The 408-nt window shown below is 63.5% G+C and carries 1 protein-coding gene; it reads left to right on the top strand.

Going from position 1 to position 408, the window contains the following annotated elements; translation table 11 throughout:
• Positions 1-196 precede the first annotated feature (196 nt).
• Positions 197-408, top strand: a 212-nt coding sequence (locus tag AC3AYF_RS18915; RefSeq protein WP_487780187.1) for an MATE family efflux transporter, incomplete at its 3' end; no start/stop codon positions are given.

Raw genomic sequence — 408 nt, 5'->3', positions numbered from 1 at the left:
CTCCCCGCGCACCAGTCGCGTGCGATGACTGTCGGCAAAGATACCGTCGAACAGGGCAATCAGGTCTTCGATGTCATGTGTCATCAGGGCCTCCGAAACTGCGCCGGAGTATACGTAAGTTCACACCTGACGCCGAGCGCTGCCCAGCGACTCCTGCTAGAATCGCCGTCCTGTCCGTTCGGTCAAGGAGCGCCTCGTGTCGTCGACCGTCAGCCGTTTCCATCGCTGCCGCCGGGAAACCGGAAGCCTCGTGCGTCTGGGCCTGCCCATCTGCGGCGCGCAATTGGCTCAGGCAGGCATGAGCGCGTCGGATGTCATCATGTCTGGCCGGGCCAGCGCCATCGACCTGGCGGCGGTTTCCGTCGGTGCCAGCTTGTGGGTTCCGCTGATGCTCTTGATGACCGGAAC

This window comes from Salinicola sp. (assembly GCF_982684285.1).
Note: the sequence above shows the minus strand (reverse complement) of the source record. Positions and strands in the feature narration are given on the sequence as shown.